This is a genomic window from Streptomyces cucumeris (genome assembly GCF_024295805.1).
Classification (GTDB): domain Bacteria; phylum Actinomycetota; class Actinomycetes; order Streptomycetales; family Streptomycetaceae; genus Streptomyces; species Streptomyces cucumeris.
The window spans coordinates 1-18,848 of the sequence record NZ_JANCLX010000011.1; the positions used below are offsets into that span (position 1 = coordinate 1).

The 18,848-nt window shown below is 72.6% G+C and carries 15 protein-coding genes; 12 read left to right on the top strand and 3 right to left on the bottom strand.

The window, feature by feature from the left end; all coding sequences use genetic code 11:
* Positions 1–281: putative T7SS-secreted protein (locus tag NMK44_RS18165; protein WP_254744297.1), on the bottom strand; the 281-nt coding region annotated here is incomplete at its 3' end.
* 455 nt (positions 282–736) lie between these two features.
* Here NMK44_RS18165 and NMK44_RS18170 point away from each other — a divergent pair.
* From NMK44_RS18170 to NMK44_RS18205, 8 genes are all read left to right on the top strand, one after another.
* The gene (locus NMK44_RS18170) at positions 737–1,531 is read left to right on the top strand and encodes a TIGR03084 family metal-binding protein (RefSeq protein WP_254744299.1); all 795 of its coding nucleotides are present in this window, start codon (positions 737–739) and stop codon (positions 1,529–1,531) included.
* Positions 1,528–3,216 (top strand): acyclic terpene utilization AtuA family protein, encoded by a 1,689-nt coding sequence (locus NMK44_RS18175; protein WP_254744301.1) that lies wholly within the window; start codon positions 1,528–1,530, stop codon positions 3,214–3,216. The genes NMK44_RS18170 and NMK44_RS18175 overlap by 4 nt, the downstream gene beginning before the upstream one ends.
* Positions 3,213–4,808: an acyl-CoA carboxylase subunit beta gene (locus NMK44_RS18180; RefSeq protein WP_254744303.1), complete on the top strand. Its 1,596-nt coding sequence runs from the start codon at positions 3,213–3,215 to the stop codon at positions 4,806–4,808. Before NMK44_RS18175 ends, NMK44_RS18180 begins: the two co-directional genes overlap by 4 nt.
* Positions 4,809–4,813: 5 nt before the next feature.
* Positions 4,814–6,925: an acetyl/propionyl/methylcrotonyl-CoA carboxylase subunit alpha gene (locus NMK44_RS18185; RefSeq protein WP_254744305.1), complete on the top strand. Its 2,112-nt coding sequence runs from the start codon at positions 4,814–4,816 to the stop codon at positions 6,923–6,925.
* Between the two features lie 192 nt (positions 6,926–7,117).
* Complete coding sequence (locus NMK44_RS18190) at positions 7,118–8,248, top strand: acyl-CoA dehydrogenase family protein (RefSeq protein WP_254744307.1); 1,131 nt, start codon at positions 7,118–7,120, stop codon at positions 8,246–8,248.
* Positions 8,249–8,322: 74 nt separating this feature from the next.
* Positions 8,323–9,906, top strand: a complete 1,584-nt coding sequence (locus NMK44_RS18195) for an AMP-binding protein (protein ID WP_254744309.1) — start codon at positions 8,323–8,325, stop codon at positions 9,904–9,906.
* Complete coding sequence (locus NMK44_RS18200) at positions 9,903–10,703, top strand: enoyl-CoA hydratase family protein (protein ID WP_254744311.1); 801 nt, start codon at positions 9,903–9,905, stop codon at positions 10,701–10,703. Before NMK44_RS18195 ends, NMK44_RS18200 begins: the two co-directional genes overlap by 4 nt.
* Positions 10,700–11,326 (top strand): TetR/AcrR family transcriptional regulator, encoded by a 627-nt coding sequence (locus NMK44_RS18205; protein WP_254744313.1) that lies wholly within the window; start codon positions 10,700–10,702, stop codon positions 11,324–11,326. Before NMK44_RS18200 ends, NMK44_RS18205 begins: the two co-directional genes overlap by 4 nt.
* Here NMK44_RS18205 and NMK44_RS18210 read toward each other — a convergent pair.
* A complete protein-coding gene (locus tag NMK44_RS18210) occupies positions 11,323–12,423 on the bottom strand; it encodes a citrate synthase 2 (RefSeq protein ID WP_254744314.1) in 1,101 nt (366 codons plus the stop codon). The genes NMK44_RS18205 and NMK44_RS18210 overlap by 4 nt on opposite strands.
* A gap of 452 nt (positions 12,424–12,875) precedes the next feature.
* On the opposite strand from NMK44_RS18210, the gene pdxH reads away from it, so the two are divergent.
* Complete coding sequence (pdxH, locus tag NMK44_RS18215; protein ID WP_374215290.1) at positions 12,876–13,613, top strand: pyridoxamine 5'-phosphate oxidase; 738 nt, start codon at positions 12,876–12,878, stop codon at positions 13,611–13,613.
* Positions 13,614–14,075: 462 nt separating this feature from the next.
* Positions 14,076–15,623: a PAS domain-containing protein gene (locus NMK44_RS18220; RefSeq protein ID WP_374215291.1), complete on the top strand. Its 1,548-nt coding sequence runs from the start codon at positions 14,076–14,078 to the stop codon at positions 15,621–15,623.
* A gap of 183 nt (positions 15,624–15,806) precedes the next feature.
* Here NMK44_RS18220 and NMK44_RS18225 read toward each other — a convergent pair whose 3' ends face one another.
* Positions 15,807–16,562 (bottom strand): SIS domain-containing protein, encoded by a 756-nt coding sequence (locus tag NMK44_RS18225; RefSeq protein ID WP_254744317.1) that lies wholly within the window; start codon positions 16,560–16,562, stop codon positions 15,807–15,809.
* A gap of 160 nt (positions 16,563–16,722) precedes the next feature.
* Here NMK44_RS18225 and NMK44_RS18230 point away from each other — a divergent pair, with 160 nt between their 5' ends.
* Both NMK44_RS18230 and NMK44_RS18235 read left to right on the top strand, forming a co-directional pair.
* Complete coding sequence (locus NMK44_RS18230; protein WP_254744319.1) at positions 16,723–17,415, top strand: iron-dependent transcriptional repressor DtxR; 693 nt, start codon at positions 16,723–16,725, stop codon at positions 17,413–17,415.
* Between the two features lie 510 nt (positions 17,416–17,925).
* Positions 17,926–18,792 (top strand): alpha/beta fold hydrolase, encoded by an 867-nt coding sequence (locus NMK44_RS18235; RefSeq protein ID WP_254744636.1) that lies wholly within the window; start codon positions 17,926–17,928, stop codon positions 18,790–18,792.
* Positions 18,793–18,848 lie beyond the last annotated feature (56 nt).

The following is an 18,848-nucleotide window of genomic DNA, read 5'->3' on the forward strand; positions in this document are numbered from 1 at the left end:
AGCGCACCAGCAGCCGAGGTGAAGTACTTCTGCGCCGCCTCCAGATGCTGCGGCAGTTTGCTGGTGGCGGTCTTGAAACCCTCATTCGCCGCACCGGTCCAGTTCATCAAGGACAGATCGCTGAGCTTGTCCTCACCGTCCTTGAACGCCCCCGCATACGCACGAAGCTTGACCGCCAGAGCCTCAACCGTCCCCGGCGAACCAGGAATCACATCCGACGGCTGCGCATGAGCGGGTATGCGCTCGGCCGCCCCACCCTCCATGGCGTCCTTCTGCGTCATGCGATCGTTCCTTTTCCGCCGACGCTGCTGCCGTCCACCCGGCAGCCGTCACCCGGCTTCGGGCCGTCCGGCGCCGAAACGCCTCTGTCATGCACGGACACTGATCCGCTCCCCCCTGTACACCGACGGCGCACCGACCCGTCGACCGCTCCGATCGAGCCATCGAGACCATTGCCGCAGTCTCACCCGGAACAGGACGCCATTACCGTCTTGTTGGTTTCGCCGCAGGTCGTGGCGCAGCACACATCCGCGGACCGTGCCGACGGCTTCCTTCGCACCGGTCCGGCGGATGTCCGAACGTCGATCCCTCGCTCCGGGTTCCCGGAGGCTCGACGGGGCGCTCCCGGGGGTGTGGCCATGACCGAAAATCATGCAAGCATGCTTGATTGTTTCTCTCGGTGCTGCCACGCTCACTCCCGACGCCCGCACGACACCCCCGACGACGGGAGCCACGCGTGTCCGATACGGAAGCCCTGCTCGGCGATCTGCGCGCCGAGGGGGACGAGGTGGACGGTCTGGTGGCCGGGCTCGACGACACGGGGTGGCGGACCCCGACCCCCGCGCCCGGCTGGACCGTCGCGCACCAGATCGCCCACCTCGCCTGGACCGACGAACGCGCCGCGCAGGCCGCGCTCGATCCGGACGGGTTCGCGGCGGAGGTGCGCAAGGCACGGGCGGCACCGGGCGGGTTCGTGGACGAGGGCGCGGATCAGGGCGCCGCACTGCCGCCCGCGGAACTGCTGCGGCGCTGGCGGGACGGGCGCGAACGGCTGTGCCGGACGCTCGCCCAGGCACCCCCGGGCGCCCGGCTGCCCTGGTACGGGCCGCCGATGAGCGTGAAGTCCATGGCCACCGGACGGCTGATGGAGACCTGGGCCCACGGGCAGGACATCGCCGACGCCCTCGGCGCCCGCCGCGCCCCCACCGCCCGGCTGCGCCATGTGGCGCTGATCGGGGTCCGGGCGCGGGGCTACACATACGCGGCGCGCGGACTGGAGCCGCCCGCCGAGGAGTTCCGGGTCGAACTCACCGCCCCCGGCGGCGGGGTGTGGACCTTCGGACCCGAGGACGCCGCACAGCGGGTGACCGGGGACGCCCTCGGCTTCTGTCTGCTGGTCACCCAGCGCGCCCACCGCGCCGACGTGGCCGTGACCGCGTACGGCCCGGACGCCGATCGCTGGCTGGACATCGCCCAGGCATTCGCCGGACCGCCCGGAAAGGGCCGCCTGCCGGGCGGGGGTGCCGCATGACCGCCCCGCTGCGCATCGGCAACGCCTCCGGTTTCTACGGCGACCGGTTCGACGCCGTCCACGAGATGCTCACCGGCGGCCCGCTGGACGTCCTGACCGGTGACTATCTCGCCGAACTGACCATGCTCATCCTCGGCCGGGACCGGATGAAGGACCCCGGCCGCGGCTACGCCACCACCTTCCTGCGGCAGTTGGAGAACACCCTCGGCCTCGCCGTCCAGCGCGGCGTACGGCTGGTCACCAACGCGGGCGGGCTCAACCCGGCCGCCCTCGCCGACGACATCCGCGCCCTCGCCGACAAGCTGGGCATCGCCGTGCGTGTCGGGCACGTCGAGGGCGACGATCTGCTCGCCACCCGCGACTGGGGCCCGGGTGTGCTCACCGCCAATGCCTATCTCGGGGGCGCCGGGATCGCCGCCTGCCTCCGCGGCGGCGCGGACGTGGTCGTCACCGGCCGGGTCACCGACGCCGCCCTCGTCACCGGCCCCGCAGCCGCCCACTTCGGCTGGGCCGCCGACGACTGGGACGCGCTGGCCGGGGCCGTCGTCGCCGGACATGTCCTGGAGTGCGGCACCCAGGCCACCGGCGGCAACTACGCCTTCTTCACCGACCACGACATCCGCCGCCCCGGCTTCCCGCTCGCCGAGATCGCCGCGGACGGCTCCAGCGTGATCACCAAACACCCGGGCACCGGCGGCGCCGTGACCACCGGCACCGTCACCGCCCAGCTCCTCTACGAGACCGCGGGCGCCCGCTACGCGGGCCCCGATGTCACCGCCCGCCTCGACTCCGTCCGGCTCACCCCCGACGGCCCCGACCGGGTGCGGATCGACGGCGTGCGCGGCGAGGCGCCGCCGCCGACCCTCAAGACCGGGCTCACCCGCCTCGGCGGCCACCGCAACGAGGTGGTCTTCGTCCTCACCGGCCTGGACATCGAGGCCAAGGCCGCGCTCGTACAGAGCCAGCTCGACGCCGCGCTCGCCCGCCGCCGCCCCGCCGAGGTGCGCTGGACCCTGGCGCGCACCGACCACCCCGACGCCGCGGGGCAGGAGGAGGCCAGCGCCCTGCTGCGGCTCGTCGTCCGCGACCGGGACCCCGACACCGTCGGCCGCGCGGTCAGCGCCGCCGCCGTCGAACTGGCCCTCGCCAGCTACCCCGGCTTCCACGTCACCGCCCCGCCCGGAAAGGCCTCCCCCTACGGCGTGTTCGAGGCGGTGGCGACCCCGGCCGACGCCGTCACCCACACCGCCGTCCTCCCCGACGGCACCCGTACGGCCATCCCCCCGGCGCCCGGCCACCAGGCCCTCGCCCCCGTCGGCGAACCCGACCTGCCACCGCCGCTCCCGTCCGGCCCCACCCGGCGCGCCCCCCTCGGGGCCGTCGCCGGGGCCCGCAGTGGCGACAAGGGCGGCAGCGCCAACATCGGCGTCTGGGCCCGCACCGAGGACGCCTGGCGCTGGCTCGCCCACACCCTCACCACCGAGCGGCTTCGCGCGCTGCTGCCGGAGACGGACGGGCTGCCCGTCACCCGCCACACCCTGCCCAATCTGCGCGCCCTGAACTTCACCGTGGACGGTCTGCTCGGCGAAGGCGTCGCCGCCCAGGCCCGCTTCGACCCGCAGGCCAAAGCCGTCGGCGAATGGCTGCGCTCACGCCACCTGGACATACCGGAGGTACTGCTGTGACCGTGCTCGCGTCCGCGCTCGACCCCGGCGGCGCCGACTACACGGCCCACCGCGAGGCGATGCTCGCCAAGCTCGGCGAACTCGACGCCGAGCACCACAAGGCGCTGGCCGGCGGCGGTGAGAAGTACGTCGCCCGGCACCGCAAGCGCGGCAAGCTCCTCGCCCGTGAGCGCATCGAGCTGCTCCTCGACCCCGACACCCCGTTCCTCGAACTCTCCCCGCTCGCCGCCTGGGGCAGCGACTACCCCGTCGGCGCCTCCCTCGTCACCGGTATCGGCGTCATCTCCGGTGTCGAATGCGTGATCAGCGCCAATGACCCCACCGTGCGCGGCGGCGCCAGCAATCCGTGGACCCTGAAGAAGTCCCTGCGCGCCCATGAGATCGCCCATGTCAACCGGCTCCCCGTGGTCAGCCTCGTGGAATCCGGCGGCGCCGATCTCCCCAGCCAGAAGGAGATCTTCATCCCGGGCGGCGCGCTCTTCCGCGACCTCACCCGGCTCTCCGCCGCCGGAATCCCCACCGTCTCCGTGGTCTTCGGCAACTCCACCGCCGGCGGTGCGTACGTCCCCGGGATGTCCGACCACGTGATCATGGTCAAGGAGCGCTCCAAGGTGTTCCTCGGCGGCCCGCCGCTGGTCAAGATGGCCACCGGCGAGGAGAGCGACGACGAGTCGCTCGGCGGCGCCGAGATGCACGCCCGTACCTCAGGCCTCGCCGACTACTTCGCCACCGACGAGCCCGACGCCCTGCGCCAGGCCCGCCGTGTCGTCGCCCGCCTCAACTGGCGCAAGGCGCACCCCGACCCGGGCCCCGCCGAACCGCCCAAGTACGACGCCGATGAGCTCCTGGGCATCGTCCCCGGCGACCTCAAGGTCCCCTTCGACCCCCGAGAGGTCATCGCCCGTATCGTCGACGGCTCCGACTTCGACGAGTTCAAGCCCCGCTACGGCACCAGCCTCACCACCGGCTGGGCCAGTCTCCACGGCTACCCCCTCGGCATCCTCGCCAACGCCCAGGGCGTGCTCTTCAGCGAGGAGTCCCAGAAGGCCGCCCAGTTCATCCAGCTCGCCAACCAGCGCGACATCCCGCTGCTGTTCCTGCACAACACCACCGGCTACATGGTCGGCCGCGAGTACGAGCAGGGCGGGATCATCAAACACGGCGCCATGATGATCAACGCCGTCTCCAACTCCCGCGTCCCGCATCTGTCCGTACTCATCGGCGCCTCCTACGGCGCCGGTCACTACGGCATGTGCGGCCGGGCCTACGACCCCCGCTTCCTCTTCGCCTGGCCCAGCGCCAAGTCCGCCGTCATGGGGCCGCAGCAGCTCGCGGGCGTCCTGTCCATCGTGGCCCGGCAGTCCGCCGCCGCCAAGGGACAGCCCTACGACGAGGAGGCCGACGCCGGGCTGCGCGCCATGGTCGAGCAGCAGATCGAGTCCGAGTCCCTGCCCATGTTCCTCTCCGGGCGGCTCTACGACGACGGCGTCATCGACCCCCGCGACACCCGTACCGTGCTCGGCCTCTGCCTGTCCGCCATCCACACCGCACCGGTCGAAGGCGCACGCGGCTTCGGCGTCTTCCGGATGTGAGGAAAATGATCCGCTCCCTCCTGGTCGCCAACCGCGGCGAGATCGCCCGCCGCGTCTTCCGCACCTGCCGTGAACTCGGCATCGCCACCGTCGCCGTGTACTCCGACGCCGATGCCGACGCCCCGCACGTCCACGAGGCCGACGCCGCCGTACGGCTGCCGGGCGACGCGCCCGCGGACACGTATCTGCGCGGCGACCTCGTCGTCAAAGCCGCCCTCGCCGCCGGGGCCGACGCCGTCCACCCCGGCTACGGCTTCCTCTCCGAACACGCGGACTTCGCCCGCGCGGTGACCGACGCCGGACTGGTCTGGATCGGGCCGCCGCCCGCCGCGATGGAGGCCATGGCCTCCAAGACCCGGGCCAAGGAGCTGATGCGCGAGGCCGGTGTCCCCCTCCTCGAACCCGGCGATCCCGACCGGGTCACCGCCGCCGACCTCCCCCTCCTGGTGAAGGCCGCGGCGGGCGGCGGCGGGCGCGGTATGCGGGTGGTCCGCGACCTCGACGCGCTCCCCGCCGAACTCGAATCCGCCCGCGCGGAGGCGGCGTCCGCCTTCGGCGACGGCGAGGTCTTCCTGGAGCCCTATCTGGAGGGCGCCCGCCACGTCGAGGTGCAGGTGCTCGCCGACACCCACGGCACGGTGTGGACGCTCGGCACCCGTGACTGCTCCCTCCAGCGCCGCCACCAGAAGGTCATCGAGGAGGCCCCGGCCCCGGGGCTGAACGAGGCGCTGCGCACCGTACTGCACGAGTCCGCGGCGAACGCGGCGCGCAGCATCGGGTACGAGGGCGCGGGCACGGTGGAGTTCCTGGTCTCGGGCGACCGCGCGTACTTCCTGGAGATGAACACCCGGCTCCAGGTGGAGCACCCGGTGACCGAGGAGATCTACGGCCTGGACCTGGTGGCCCTGCAAGTGCGCGTTGCGGAGGGCGAACGGCTCGGAGCCGCTCCCGAGGCGGACGGACACGCGGTCGAGGCCCGGCTGTACGCGGAGGACCCGGGGCGGGGGTGGCAGCCGCAGACGGGTGTGATGCACCGGTTCGCCTTTGTGGGGGGTGAGCCGGAGCAGGGTGCCGGGGTGCGGGGCCGGGGCCTCCGGGGCGGCGGCCCTGGACCGGATATTTACGGCGCCGGTACCCGGAGAAGTGTGGTGAACCCCAGATTGGCGCCACAAATATCCGATAGCGTCCAGGACCCCCACCCCTGCGACCCCGGCCCCTCCCGTCTCGTCGGCGGCTCTCCGCCCGGATTGCGGATCGACTCCGGGATCGTGGACGGTGACGGGATCGGCGTCCACTACGACCCGATGCTCGCCAAGGTCATCGTCTGGGCCCCCACCCGCGGGGAGGCACTGCGGCGACTGGCCCATGAGCTGGAGCGCGCGACCCTCCACGGCCCGGTGACCAACCGTGAGCTGCTCGTACGGTCCCTGCGCCACCCGGTGTTCACCGAGGGGCGGATGGACACCGGCTTCCTGGAGCGCCATCTCGACGCGCTGACGACGTCCGCGAGGGATGACGCCGCCCTGTCCGCCCTGGTGGCGGCGGTGGCCGACGCCAGTGACCGGCCGGGGTCCGTGGCCGGGCGACTGGGCGGCTGGCGCAACGTCGCCTCCCAGCCGCAGGTCAAGACCTACCGCGCGGAACCGGACGGCACCGAGCACGAGGTCCGCTACCGGCTCACCCGCGACGGTCTGGTGGCCGACCGGTTCCCGGACATCCGACTGGTGCGGGCCGATCCGCACCGGGTGGTCCTCGAAGCCGACGGTATCCGGCGGACGTTCGACGTGGCGGTATACGGCGACCAGGTCCATGTGGACTCACCCCTGGGGTCCTTCGCCTTCACCGCCCTGCCCCGGTTCCCCGACCCCACCGCCCGTACGGAACCCGGCTCCCTGCTGGCACCCATGCCGGGCACGGTGGTCCGGGTCGCCGAGGTGGCCGTGGGGGACCGGGTCGAGGCCGGACAGCCGCTGCTGTGGCTGGAGGCCATGAAGATGGAGCACCGCATCACCGCACCCGCCGCCGGGGTCCTCACCGCGCTGCACGTGGCCACCGGCCGTCAGGTCGAGGTCGGTGCCCTGCTCGCGGTGGTGGCGGCGGAGGACGAACGCACCTGAGGGGCAGGGGTCGCAGGGGTGGTGTCCTGGACGCTATCGGATATTTGTGGCGCCAATTCCCGGTGCACCCCGCGTCTCCGGGTACCGGCGCCGTAAATATCCGGTCCAGGACGCCACCCCGGAGGCCCCGGCCCCGCCCCGTGACATCGCACCGCACCCACCACGGCAGCACGCACCCACGAGGAGCGGCATATGAACCCGATCACCACCGACACCCCCGAGCGCGCCGATCTGCGCGCCGCTGTCGCCGCCCTCGGCAAGGGCCACGGCGGCGACATCAACGAGCTGTGGAAAGAGGCCGGAAAGCTGGGCTACCTCGGGATCAACCTCCCCGAGGAGTACGGCGGCGGAGGCGGCGGCATAGCCGAACTGTCCATCGTCCTGGAGGAGTTGGGCGCGGCGGGCTGTCCGCTGCTTCTGCTCGTCGTCTCGCCCGCCATCTGCGGCACGGTCATCTCCCGCTTCGGTACCGAGGAGCAGAAGCGCCGCTGGCTGCCCGGTCTCGCCGACGGCAGCGTACGGATGGCGTTCGGCATCACCGAGCCCGACGCGGGCTCGAACTCGCACCGGATCACCACCACCGCCCGCCGTGACGGCGACGACTGGGTGCTGACCGGCCGCAAGGTGTTCATCACCGGGGTGGACACCGCCGACGCCACGCTGATCGTGGGCCGCACCGAGGATGCGCGGACCGGGAAGCTCAAGCCGTGCCTGTTCATCGTCCCCCGTGAGACACCCGGTTTCGCGTACCACCACATCCCGATGGAACTCGACTCGGACGAGCGGCAGTTCGAGCTGGTGCTGGACGACGTCCGGCTGCCCGCCGACGCGCTGGTGGGCGACGAGGACGCGGGGCTGCTCCAGCTCTTCGCCGGGCTGAACCCCGAGCGCATCATGACGGCGGCGTTCGCGCTGGGCATGGGCCGTTTCGCGCTGGCGAAGGCGGTGGACTACGCCCGGACCCGCCAGGTGTGGAAGGAGCCCATCGGTGCGCACCAGGCCATCGCACACCCGCTGGCGCAGGCGCATATCGAGCTGGAGCTCGCCCGGCTGATGACCGCGAAGGCCGCGTACCTGTACGACGGCGGCGATGACGCGGCGGCGGGGGAGGCGGCGAACATGGCGAAGTACGCCGCCGCCGAGGCCGCGGTGAAGGCGGTGGACCAGTCGGTGCACACACTCGGCGGCAATGGGCTGAGCGCGGAGTACGGGCTGGCGCGGCTGATCACGGCGTCGCGGGTGGCGCGGATCGCGCCGGTGAGCCGGGAGATGATCCTCAACTTCATCTCGCACCAGACGCTGGGCCTGCCGAAGTCGTACTGAGTCCGAACAGGCACGTATCGACCGGGGAGTTGGGCAGTGTCGACGGGAAGGTAATCGGATTCGAGGGGAACGCCATGGTGCTGCACAGCGACTACCCGGATGTCCCGCCCGTCGATCTGCCCATCCACGAGGCCGTACTGGCCCGTGCGGCGGATGAGTTCGGTGAGCGGACCGCGCTGGTGGACGGGGTGACGGGGGCGAGCATGAGCTATGCCGCCCTCGACCACGCCTCACGGAGGATCGCGGCCGCCCTGGCGGAGACCGGGATCGGCAAGGGCGAGACGGTGGCGCTGCACAGCCCCAACTCGATCATCTACCCGGCGGCGTTCTACGGCGTGACGCGCACCGGTGCGACCGTCACCACGGTGCACACGCTGGCGACGGCGGAGGAGTTCGCCAAGCAGCTCAGGGACGCGGAGGCACGGTGGATCATCACCGTGTCCCCGCTGCTCGGAGTGGCCCGGGAGGCGGCCGAGCGGGCCGGCGGGGTGCGCGAGGTCTTCGTATGCGACGAGGCGAGCGGACACCGTTCGCTGCGGGAGATGCTCGCGTGCACCGCGCCGGAGCCGGTGGTGGAGATCGACCCGGTGGAGGACGTGGCGGTGCTGCCGTACTCGTCGGGGACCACGGGCACCCCGAAGGGGGTGATGCTGACCCACCGGAACGTGGCGACGAACCTGGCGCAGGTGGAGACGCTGGTGCCGACGCGCCCGGGCGAACGGGTGCTGGCGGTGCTGCCGTTCTTCCACAGCTACGGGCTGACGGCGCTGATGAACGCGCCGCTGCGCAACGGCAGCACGGTCATCGTGCTGCCGCGGTTCGATCTGGAGCAGTTCCTGACGGCAATCGAGAAGCACCGGGCGGAGGCGGTGTACGTGGCGCCGCCGATCGTGCTGGCGCTGGCGAAGCATCCGGCGGTGGAGGGGCGGGACCTGTCGTCGGTGCGGTTCGTACTCAGCGCGGCGGCGCCGCTGGACGCGCGGCTGGCACAGGCGTGTGCCGACCGGCTGGGGCTGCCGCCGCTGCTCCAGGCGTTCGGGATGACGGAGCTGTCCCCGGGGTCGCACCTGGTGCCGCTGGACGCGCGGGACGTACCCCCGGGCACGGTGGGCCGGCTGCTGCCGAGCACCCGGATGCGCGTGGTGGACCCGGAGACGGGTCAGGACGTGGCGGTGGGGGTGGACGGGGAGATCCTGGTCCAGGGGCCGCAGGTGATGAAGGGCTATCTGGGCAGGCCCGAGGAGACCCACGCGATGATCGACGCGGAGGGCTGGCTGCGCACCGGGGACGTCGGACATGTGGACGCCGACGGCTGGCTGTACGTGGTGGACCGGGTCAAGGAGCTGATCAAGTACAAGGGTTACCAGGTCGCCCCCGCCGATCTGGAGGCCGTGCTGCTCACCCATGAGGACGTCGCGGACGCGGCGGTCATCGGGGTGGCCGACGGGGCGGGCAATGAACTGCCCAAGGCCTACGTGGTGCGGGTGCCCGGAGCCCGTGTCTCGGGGGACGACCTGATCCGTTACGTTGCCGGTCAGGTGGCCCCGTACAAGAAAGTGCGCAGTGTGGAGTTCACGGACGCCGTGCCGCGCTCCGCCACCGGCAAGATCCTCAGGCGCGAGCTGCGCGCCAGGGAAAGGAGTTCGACCGCGACATGACCGACGCGCCTCAGCCGCTGGTGCGGCGTACCGACGCCCGCGGCATCACCACGCTGACCCTCGACTCCCCGCACAACCGCAACGCGCTCTCGGCCCGGCTGGTGACCGAGCTGCACGAGGCGCTGGCGGCGGCCGGGAAGGACGGGGACACCCGGGCGGTGCTGCTCACCCACACCGGCAACACGTTCTGCGCGGGCGCGGACCTGAAGGAGCCGCCGGCCACCACCGGCGCGCTCGGTCTGGTCGCACTGCTGCGGGCGATCGTGGAGCTGCCCAAACCGGTGGTGGCCCGGGTCGCCGGACATGTCCGGGCCGGGGGGCTCGGACTGCTCGGGGCCTGCGACATCTCGGCGGCGGGCCGGGGCTCCAGCTTCGCCTTCACGGAGGCGCGGCTGGGGCTGGCGCCCGCGGTGATCTCGCTGCCGCTGCTGCCCCGGCTGGATCCGCGCGCGGCGTCCCGCTACTACCTGACCGGGGAGAAGTTCGCCGCGGCCGAGGCGGCCCGGATCGGTCTGGTGACGCTGGCGGACCCGGACGGGGATCCGGACGAGTTGCTGGCCCCGGTGCTGGACGGCCTGCGCCGGGGCTCCCCGCAGGGGCTCGCGGAGTCCAAGCGGCTGGTGACGGCGGAGACGCTGCGGACCTTCGACCGGGATGCGGAGTCGCTGGCGGAGTTGTCGGCGCGGCTGTTCGGCTCGGCGGAGGCCCGCGAGGGGATGACGGCGTTCCTGGAGCGCCGGGACCCGCCGTGGGTGCCGGACGCGGCCGGTGGCGGCGCGGCGGGGGCGGGGCGGTGACGCGGACAGCCCGTTCGGGTCCCCGTACCGTGCCGCGCGACCCCAAGCAGGACCGCAGCCGCGCCACCCGGCAGCGGCTGCTGGAGGCCGCCGTGTCCTGTCTGGCCGAGTACGGCTGGGCGGGGTCCACGGTGGCGGTGGTGGCCGAGCGCGCCGGGGTCTCCCGGGGTGCGGCCCAGCACCACTTCCCGACCCGGGAGGACCTGTTCACGGCCGCGGTGGAGCATGTCGCCGAGGAGCGCTCGGCGGAGCTGCGGACCCTCCCCGCCCCGCGGGGGGAGGGCCGCAACCGGGCGGTGGTGCGGGCGATCGTCGGCCTCTACACCGGCCCGCTGTTCCGGGCCGCCCTCCAACTGTGGGTGGCGGCGGCCAACGAGGAGCAGCTCGGCGCCCGGGTGACCGCGCTGGAGGCGCGGATCGGCCGGGAGACCCATCGGATGGCGGTGGAGCTGCTGGGCGCCGACGAGTCCGTGCCGGGGGTGCGGGAGACCGTCCAGGGCCTGCTGGACATGGGCCGCGGACTGGGCCTGGCCAATCTGCTCACGGACGACGGCCCGCGCCGGGAGCGGGTCGTCGTCCAGTGGGCGGCGATCCTGGACGGGGTGCTGGACGCCTCGCGCTAGCGCGAGATGTCCCCGTAGCCCTCGATGTCGTGCGGGCTGCGGGTGCCCGGCCCGGTGTAGCGGGCGGAGGGCCGGACCAGCCGTCCGGTCCGCTTCTGCTCCAGGATGTGCGCGCTCCACCCGGCGGTGCGGGCGCAGGTGAACATCGACGTGAACATATGCGCCGGGACCTCGGCGAAGTCCAGCACGATGGCCGCCCAGAACTCCACGTTGGTGGCGAGCACCCGGTCCGGGCGGCGGTTGTGCAGCTCGTCCAGGGCGGCCCGCTCCAGGGCCTCGGCGACCTCGAACCGGGGCGCGCCCAGCTCCTTGGCGGTGCGCCGCAGCACCCGCGCCCGCGGGTCCTCGGCTCGGTAGACGCGGTGGCCGAAGCCCATCAGCCGCTCGCCCCGGTCCAGGGCCTGGCGGACATACGCCCCGGCGTCCCCGGTGCGCTCGATCTCCTCGATCATGCCCAGCACCCGGGAGGGCGCGCCGCCGTGCAGCGGGCCGGACATGGCGCCGACCGCACCGGAGAGCGCGGCGGCGACATCGGCGCCGGTGGAGGCGATGACGCGGGCGGTGAAGGTGGAGGCGTTCATGCCGTGTTCGGCCGCCGAGGTCCAGTAGGCGTCGACGGCGGCGACGTGCTTGGGGTCGGGCTCACCGCGCCAGCGCCGCATGAACCGCTCGACGATGGTCCCGGCCTTGTCGATCTCGTGCTGCGGCACCATCGGCCGCCCCTGGCCGCGGGCCGACTGGGCGACGTAGGACAGGGCCATCACGGCGGCGCGGGCCAGGTCCTCGCGGGCCTGCTCCTCGTCGATGTCCAGCAGCGGTTTCAGCCCCCACACCGGGGCGAGCATGGCCAGCGCGGACTGGACGTCGACCCGGACGTCCCCGGAGTGCACCGGGATGGGGAAGGGCTCGGCGGCGGGCAGCCCGGGGTTGAAGGCGCCGTCGACCAGCAGGCCCCAGACGTTGCCGAACGACACATGGCCCACCAGGTCCTCGATGTCGACGCCTCGGTAGCGGAGCGCGCCGCCCTCCTTGTCGGGTTCGGCGATCTCCGTCTCGAACGCGACGACTCCCTCGAGTCCGGGTACGAAGTCGGACATCAGGCGGCTCCTCATGATGTGGTCGGCGGTGGGCGGATTGCTGGTGCGGACCGTGCTCGTGGTGCGGGCGGCGGGGCTGGTACCGCTGCGTCGGCGGAATCGTCAGGTGGCTGTCGTGCATGCTGCCGGTGGTCGGTACCGGGACGGTTCCACGGCCGCGTCGGCGGCTCGCGGTCCGTACCGGCTATCCGGTGGTGTGCCCCGTGCGGCTGGTGGTCACCCAGCCGTGCCCGAAGAGGTGCGGCACCGAGTGGCAGCGGACCCTGACAGGCGCATGGTCAGCCACAGTCTGCTGGCTTCGCTACCCATGGGGAAGCGTGAGAAGCGGCACACCCGCCGTCCCCCGGAGGGAGGGTTACCGGTCCCCACGACGGGGGAAAGACCACCCGGCGGTGGAGGGGACTTCGCTCTTTCGGGGTACCCCCTGCGGTGGACCGGCGATGTTGCAAGATATGCGCGTGCCTCACGTTGACCCGGAGCCGTCCGTTTCCGCCGCGTCCGCCGCGCGCGCGTCCGCCTCGTCCGCGCGTACGTACGATCCGGCCGCCATGCGCGAGCACTACCGTGCCGAGGGCATGGCCGAGGCCGATCTCGCGGACGATCCGTACCGGCAGTTCACGCACTGGTTCGAGCAGGCCGTCGGCAGCGGGCTCTTCGAGCCCAACGCGATGGTCGTCTCCACCGCGGACGCGGCGGGGCGCCCCAGCTCCCGCACGGTCCTGATGAAGAGCTTCGACGAGCGCGGGTTCGTCTTCTACACCAACTACGGCTCGCGCAAGGGCCGGGAGCTGGCCGAGAACCCGTATGTCTCGCTGCTCTTCCCCTGGCATCCGATCGCCCGTCAGGTGATCGTCCTGGGCACCGCGCGGCGCACTGGACGGGACGAGACGGCGGCGTACTTCCGGACCCGGCCGCACGGTTCGCAGCTCGGGGCGTGGGCCAGTGCCCAGTCCTCGGTGGTCGGCTCCCGCGAGGAGCTGGACCGCTCCTACGCGGAGCTGGCGGACCGCTATCCGCCGGGCGAGCAGGTGCCGGTGCCGCCGGAGTGGGGCGGCTTCCGGGTGGTGCCGGAGGCGGTGGAGTTCTGGCAGGGACGGCAGAACCGGCTGCACGACCGGCTGCGGTATGTGTGGGTCCCGGCGGAGGAGGGCGGCCGCGGTCGCTGGGAGGTCGAGCGGCTGAGCCCCTGAGGGGGCGCGGGGCGCCCTGAGGGCGCGGGCCTCGTCGATCTTCGGCACGGTGGCGCCCTGAAGGGGCGCGGGGAACTGCGCCCGCGGCCGCGATGCGCCCGCGATCGCAGCCGCATCACCGGTACCTCGCGGAGCGGAAACGCAGACGACCCGTGGGTCGTTTCCTCGTGCCGTACGGCACGAGGAAGCCGGTCGGACGTACCGGCGACCCACGGGTCGGGTGACTGCTCGGGATTGGCCGGCCGCACACAGGATCTGTGCGCAGGTCCGGCGGTGCGCAGAGCGCGACGACGGACGGCTAGCCCGCAGCCACCTCACGCGTCCGGATTTCATACATCTGCCGAACCACCTCCCTTCTCGTGTACCCACAGCCTAAAAACGGTCCCGGACGACACACAAGCGAATTTCCGGGAGGCAACGATTTGGTGGAATGTGGTGTGGCGCGCGTCACGTTCGAGTTCAATGTCACGACGTGCACCACCACAGCCAGCCGCGTCCCGCAGGGGGTGTCCGGTGACCGCTTCACCACGATCCGAACCTGCACGTCCAGCCCGTTCCGCGCCCTCCGCGCGGTCCGTTCCCGCGCAGTCCGCGGCCTCCGGGCCGGTTCCCGGCCGGGACGGCCCCGATCTGCTCACCGCCCTGCTCGACGGGATGGACGCGGCGCTGTGCGCGTTCGACGCCGACGGCACCGTGACCCACTGGAACCGCGAGGCCGAGCGCGTCCTCGGCTGGACGGCGGTCGAGGCCGTCGGCCGCAAGGGGCTCGCCGGATGGGCGGCCCGTGAGGCGGACGCGGACGAGGTCCAGCGGCGGCTGATGGCGGTGCGGGACGGGGGAGCCCGTCAGGTCCATGAATTCGCACTGGTGACGAAGGGCGGCGGACGGGTGCTCGTCCGCACCCAGTCCTCGCCGGTGCCCGGCGCGGACGGCCGTCCCGCCGGGGTGTACTGCGCCTTCAGCGAGGTCCACTCGCAGATCGACCTGGAGCGGTCGATCGCGCTGAGCGAGGCGCTGTTCGAGGACGCCTCGTGGCATGTGGTCCTCGTCGACGCCGATCTCCGGGTGGCCGTGGTGAACGGCAATGCGGCGATCGCCCTGCGGACCGGGCGCAAGGCCGTGCTCGGCCGTCCGCTGGGCGACCTCCTGGACCAGGGCGTGGAGGAGGTCGAGAGCGCCCTCCAGCACGTCCTGGCCGAGGGCGCCCCGCCCGCGCCCACCGAACTGTGGGTGACGCTGCGCGAGCCCGACGAGGACCTGGAGATGGCGGACGCCGTCCGGTACGAGGACCTTGAGGAGGACGGCGGGGCCGTGGTGCGGGCGGCGCTGGGGCAGGGGTCCGGACCGTCGCGGCGCTGCTGGCGCAGCGGCTTTCTGCGGCTGGCCTCACCGCTCGCCGAGGAGCCGGTGCCGCTCGGGGTGGCCTGGATCTTCCAGGATGTGACCGAGGCGAAGACGCATGAGCAGGACAGCGCCCGGATGCGCTTCCGGAGCAGCCAGCTCCACCGGGCGGCGCGGGCGGCGGGCGAGTGCGAGGACCCGATGGAGGCGGCCTCGGTGCATCTGGACTTCGCGCTGGCGGGGTTCGCCGATCATGCGCTGGTCGACCTGGTGTCGCCGGGAGGCGGTGATCTGCGGCTGGTGCGGGTGGCCATGACCCCGTGCGACGCCCCGGGGCCGTGTCCGCCCACCCAGCCCGGCGGGATCCCGGTCGCGTACCCGGAGGGCCATCCGGCGCTCCAGGCGGTGGCGCGCTGCGGTGCGGTGCGGGCCACCGCGTCCCGCACGGACGAGGTGGTGCTGGCGCAGTGGACGGCCGCCCGCAAATGGCCGGACGGCACCGTGCACGCGCTGTGCGCGGTGCTCCGCAGCCGGGGGCGGACCCTGGGCGTGGCCACGTTCCTGCGCGGACCCACGCGCCGTGCGTTCGACCGCGCGGACGCGGTGTACGCGGAGGATGTGGCGGCGCGGGTCGCCGCGGCGATGGACCTTGCCGGTCTGGGCGCGTAGCAGCGGGTGCGGGGGCGGATGCGGGTCCGGGGCCTCCGGGGTGGCGGCCCGGGACCGGATATTTACGGCGCCGGTGCCCGGAGCCGTGGGGTGGGCCGGGAATCGGCGCCACACATATCCGATAGCGTCCAGGACCCCCACCCCTGCGACCCCGGCCCCTCCCGTCTCGTCGGCGGCTCTCCGTCAGCGGTGGTAGAAGATGCGGTCCGCGTGATCGCTCATGACGCGTTCGTTCCAGGCGTGGCCGCCGTCGACGTTGCCCGATCTGAGCATCGGGGGTTGCGCGTGGTTCGCGGCGAGTTCTTCCACTGCCGTCGCGATCACCGCCTGCATCAGCGCGCTCGTCACCACCGTGGACGCCGGGGCGAAGGGGGCGCCGACCGCTTCGGAGGTGAGTTCGGCGTCGCCCACGGCGATCTTGTTGTCCAGGACCAGATCGCAGTGGTCCTTCAGGAAGCTCCCCGTCGGATTGCGGGGGGTCGTGCCCGTCGCGTAGGCGAGGGAGGTCACGCCGATGACCGTGATGCCCCGGGCGCGGGCCGTCTGTGCCAGTTCCACCGGCAGGACGTTGCGGCCCGAGAGCGAGATCACGATCAGCAGGTCGCCCGCGCGCAGCGGGCTCTGCTCCACGACGGTGGTGGCCAGGCCCTCGATCCGCTCCAGCGCGCTGCCCAGGGTCGCGGGCATGACGTCCACGCCGACCAGGCCCGGGGCCGGGAGCAGGTTCATCAGCGCCAGACCGCCCGCGCGGTAGACGACGTCCTGGGCGGGCAGCGAGGAGTGCCCGGCGCCGAAGACGAAGAGGCGGCCGCCCGCGCGGACCGTCCGGGCGATCAGCCGGCCCGCGGCGGAGATCCGTTCGGACTCCTCGTCCCGGACGCGGTGCAGCAGGTCGACGGCCGCGTCGAAGAAGCGTCCGGCGGCTTCGGAATCGCTCATGGGCGGGCGCCCCCCGGTGTCGTTCCGGTGTGTGCTTGGATCATGACGCTGTCAATAGCAGTCCCCGCCGTCGGTACGGAAGGGGCCGTCTCGGCCCCGTTGTCGGTGGGATGCGTCAGAATTGGGTGAGGGCCACCGCACGACACATCGAGGGGCACGCATGTCCGGACTCATCGACACCACGGAGATGTATCTCCGCACCATCCTCGAGCTTGAGGAGGAGGGCGTGGTCCCCATGCGCGCCCGGATCGCGGAGCGTCTCGATCAGAGCGGGCCCACGGTCAGCCAGACGGTGGCGCGGATGGAGCGCGACGGTCTGGTGACGGTCGCGGGCGACCGGCATCTGGAGTTCACCGAGGAGGGCCGTCGGCTGGCGACGCGGGTGATGCGCAAGCACCGGCTCGCGGAGTGCCTGCTCGTGGACGTCATCGGGCTGGAGTGGGAGCAGGTGCACGCCGAGGCGTGCCGCTGGGAGCACGTGATGAGCGAGGCGGTGGAGCGGCGGGTGCTGGAGCTGCTGCGTCATCCCACCGAGTCGCCGTACGGCAACCCGATCCCGGGTCTCGAGGAGCTCGGCGAGAAGGCCGAGGCCGATCCGTTCCTGGACGACAGCATGGTGAGCCTGCGTGAGCTGGAGCCGGGCACCGAGGGCAAGACGGTGGTGGTGCGCCGGATCGGCGAGCCGATCCAGACGGACGCCCAGCTCATGTACACGCTGCGGCGGGCCGGGGTGCAGCCGGGTTCGGTGGTGAGCGTCACCGAGTCGCCGGGCGGTGTGCTGGTCGGCAGCAGCGGTGAGGCGGCCGAGCTGGAGTCGGAGATCGCCTCCCACGTCTTCGTGGCCAAGCGCTGACACCCTGACGTCGTCCACCTGCGACGACGGATATTCCCGACACCGGAGTTCCAGGAACCCCGAGCGGGGCGCGCCGACGCGTGCCACGCTGACGCATATGCGTGCTCGCGCGCCGAGGCGTTTCCGGGGTCAGGGGGAGGGGGCTCCTATGGGCCCGACGGGCCGTGTCACCGGGCGGGTGTTCATGAGCGAGGGCCCCGGCACCCGAAGGTGGCGAGGCCCTGCTTCCCCATGTCCCCCCGCAGGGCCCCGGGCCGCACGGACCGCGCGAACGCGGCCGGTGCGACCCGGCGCCCCGGTGACCCGGAGCCCCGAGCTCCCAGGGTCGTCCCCCGCGGACTCCCTTCCCCGAGCAGTCCGCCTCCCGCTAGCTGTCTCCCCTCGGCGGAGACGACCAATCCTTGAGCATGGTCACTCGAACGAGGGGTGTTGCCCGGCGACACCCCTCTATTCGAATGTGGGTTCGATACTGTGGGCGTGCTCGAGAGAGGGATGGAGGTGCCGGAACGTATGGTGCGCCGCATCGACGTAAGCGGAGCCGGCGGCGTCCGGCTCGCCGCGTGGGAGTTCACCGATCCGCCCAAGCCGCGCGGCGGGGCGGGCTCATGCGGGCCCGGAGTGCTGCTCCTCCATGGGCTGATGGGCCGCGCCGCCCATTGGGCGGAGACCGCCCGCTGGCTCTCCACCCGGCACCGGGCCGTCGCGCTGGACCAGCGCGGGCACGGCCGCAGTGAGAAGCCGGTCGAAGGCCCGTTCGGCCGTGGGGCCTATGTGGAGGACGCGGCGGCCGCCGTGGAGCAGCTCGGTCTGGCGCCGGTCACCCTGATCGGCCATGCGATGGGCGCCCTGACGGCCTGGCAGCTCGCGGCGCACCGCCCCGACCTGGTCCGGGCCCTGGTCATCTGCGATATGCGGGCCTCCGCGCTGGGCGCGGCGTCACAGCGGGAGTGGGCGGAGTGGTTCGGGTCGTGGCCGGTGCCGTTCGCCACCCTGGCCGATGTGCGGAAGTGGTTCGGCGAGGACGATCCGGTGCTGGAGCGGCCGAATCCGTCCCGGGGCGAGTTCTTCGCGGAGATCATGGCCGAGCGGTCGGACGGCTGGCGGCCGGTCTTCTCCCGGCGCCAGATGCTGAAGGCCCGTGAGACCTGGGTGCATGACGCCCATTGGGAAGAGCTGGCGCATGTGGAGTGCCCGACGCTGGTGGTGCGCGGGCTGGATGGCGAGCTGGGCCGCGCCGAGGCCCAGGAGATGGTGCGGGTGCTGCCCCAGGGGGAGTACGCGGAAGTGGTGGACGCGGGTCATCTGGTCCACTACGACCAGCCGGACGGCTGGCGCCGGGTCGTGGAGCCCTTCCTCTCCGCGGCGCTCCCGGCCTAGGGTCCGTCTTCAAAGGGGGCGTCCGGCCGCGACCGGCGTCTGGTGCAGGGGGCACC

What these genes read in the sequence shown, in the direction of transcription:
- NMK44_RS18175 (WP_254744301.1), top strand. Translation starts at nt 1,528, where the DNA reads ATGACCGCCCCGCTGCGCATCGGCAACGCCTCCGGTTTCTACGGCGAC.
- NMK44_RS18185 (WP_254744305.1), top strand. Translation starts at nt 4,814, where the DNA reads ATGATCCGCTCCCTCCTGGTCGCCAACCGCGGCGAGATCGCCCGCCGC.
- NMK44_RS18190 (WP_254744307.1), top strand. Translation starts at nt 7,118, where the DNA reads ATGAACCCGATCACCACCGACACCCCCGAGCGCGCCGATCTGCGCGCC.
- NMK44_RS18195 (WP_254744309.1), top strand. Translation starts at nt 8,323, where the DNA reads ATGGTGCTGCACAGCGACTACCCGGATGTCCCGCCCGTCGATCTGCCC.
- NMK44_RS18200 (WP_254744311.1), top strand. Translation starts at nt 9,903, where the DNA reads ATGACCGACGCGCCTCAGCCGCTGGTGCGGCGTACCGACGCCCGCGGC.
- NMK44_RS18210 (WP_254744314.1), bottom strand. Translation starts at nt 12,423, where the DNA reads ATGTCCGACTTCGTACCCGGACTCGAGGGAGTCGTCGCGTTCGAGACG.
- pdxH (WP_374215290.1), top strand. Translation starts at nt 12,876, where the DNA reads ATGCGCGTGCCTCACGTTGACCCGGAGCCGTCCGTTTCCGCCGCGTCC.
- NMK44_RS18220 (WP_374215291.1), top strand. Translation starts at nt 14,076, where the DNA reads ATGTCACGACGTGCACCACCACAGCCAGCCGCGTCCCGCAGGGGGTGT.
- NMK44_RS18225 (WP_254744317.1), bottom strand. Translation starts at nt 16,562, where the DNA reads ATGAGCGATTCCGAAGCCGCCGGACGCTTCTTCGACGCGGCCGTCGAC.
- NMK44_RS18230 (WP_254744319.1), top strand. Translation starts at nt 16,723, where the DNA reads ATGTCCGGACTCATCGACACCACGGAGATGTATCTCCGCACCATCCTC.
- NMK44_RS18235 (WP_254744636.1), top strand. Translation starts at nt 17,926, where the DNA reads ATGGTGCGCCGCATCGACGTAAGCGGAGCCGGCGGCGTCCGGCTCGCC.